The following is a 1,399-nucleotide window of genomic DNA, read 5'->3' as shown; positions in this document are numbered from 1 at the left end:
CGCTCTCCTCGTTGCTCGCCGCCACGAGCGCTTCTTCCGTTTTCCCCGAAACCTTCCGGAACCCGATCTCCAGCGCTTCCTCGAGGCCCCGGGCTCTGGGCAGGGCCTCCTCCTCAAGCTCTTCCGGGGCGAATATGATGACCTTCTGGGCGTTCGTGTTTTTCACCAGGTATGCGGCCTCGGGGAGAATCTTTTCTATATCCGGTATGCCCTCGGCAAAGGCGAGTGCGTTCAGGCCGTACTGCAGAGGAAAGGAGGGCTGGTCCAGCTTGAAGAGGTGGAAGATGGCCTGGTAGAGGTCGGTGTGCCCGACGACCGTCACCCGGTCTCCCGGAAGGATCACGGTCTCCCTGTCCGGTATGATCAGCTCGTCCTCCCGGTAGATGGCCCCGATCAGCCAGTCTTTCGCCCCCAGCTCTCCGATGCGTTTTCCCACGGCGGGAGCCATCAGGCTCACCTCGATTTCCATGATCTCTCCCCTGCCCTCACCGATGGTGGTGACGAAGAGGCGCGGGTTCTCCATGTAGAGCTGGATCACCTGGCCCACCAGGAAGGGGCCGCACACGGCCCGAACGTCTATCTCCTGGAACTTCGTCAGGTTCCTGCTGTCGTTTACCAGGGCGACGATGTTGCCCGCGCCGAACTCTTTCGCGAGGCGCGATATCTCGAAGTTGACGTCGTCCCGGCCGGTGATGGCTACGACGAAGTCCGCGTCCTTCATGCCCGCCTCGGTGAGGGTGATGATGCTCGATGCGTCCCCGGTCAGCGTTTTTTTCACCTGCCGGAAGGTTTTCTGCAGGAGATTGAGCCTTTCCCCCTCGATGTCCACCAGCGTGACGGACCAGGTCTCTCTCATGCGGGCGAGGATTTCCCGGGCCGTCCTTCCCGAGCCGGCAATCAGAACTTTCATGGCGCGTCATCCCCCCTATTTCTGGTCTCTATTGTGCCACAAAAGGGGCGGACAAAAATATGGCAAGATGGTTCCGGCGAAAAATTATTTTTGCCGTGGGTGCTTTAAGACGATTCGAGCCGGAAGGTTCTGCACTCGGTGCACAGTTTTTCCTTCCGCTTCTTCCGGGAAAGCGGCTCCTTGCACTTAGCGCAGAGAGCCGGCAGAAGCGCGATCGAGATCATCCCGACGATCCATGCCCATGGGATGAAGCAGATGGTGCCGTACTCGTAGCCGTACATGGCGATGCTGCTCTGCAGGTAGGGTTTTATGAGGGGGATCGAGAACAGAAAGGGGCTGACGGCGACGCCGATACCCGACGCGAGCCCCCAGGCGAGCCCGTTGCGGTTTCTCTTCGTTGCGTAGAGCCCGATGATGATCCCGAAGATGACTGCGTAGGCTTCGTAAAAAAGAAGAATTGCCATAGGTTTCTGCACTTTTTAAACAAAA

General features: G+C 58.8%; 2 protein-coding genes. Both read right to left on the bottom strand.

Annotated features, from left to right (window positions below; all coding sequences use genetic code 11):
• Positions 1-910 (bottom strand): hypothetical protein (locus tag GTN70_06650; GenBank protein ID NIO16665.1); only part of this gene is annotated, 910 nt, incomplete at its 3' end.
• A gap of 104 nt (positions 911-1,014) precedes the next feature.
• The gene (locus GTN70_06645; GenBank protein NIO16664.1) at positions 1,015-1,374 is read right to left on the bottom strand and encodes a hypothetical protein; all 360 of its coding nucleotides are present in this window, start codon (positions 1,372-1,374) and stop codon (positions 1,015-1,017) included.
• Positions 1,375-1,399 lie beyond the last annotated feature (25 nt).

It is taken from the genome of Deltaproteobacteria bacterium (assembly GCA_011773515.1).
In the GTDB taxonomy this organism is placed as follows: domain Bacteria; phylum Desulfobacterota; class Deferrimicrobia; order J040; family J040; genus WVXK01.
The sequence above is the reverse complement of the archived record's forward strand: the minus strand, read 5'-3'. Positions and strand labels throughout refer to the sequence as shown.

What these genes read in the sequence shown, in the direction of transcription:
- GTN70_06645 (NIO16664.1), bottom strand. Translation starts at nt 1,374, where the DNA reads ATGGCAATTCTTCTTTTTTACGAAGCCTACGCAGTCATCTTCGGGATC.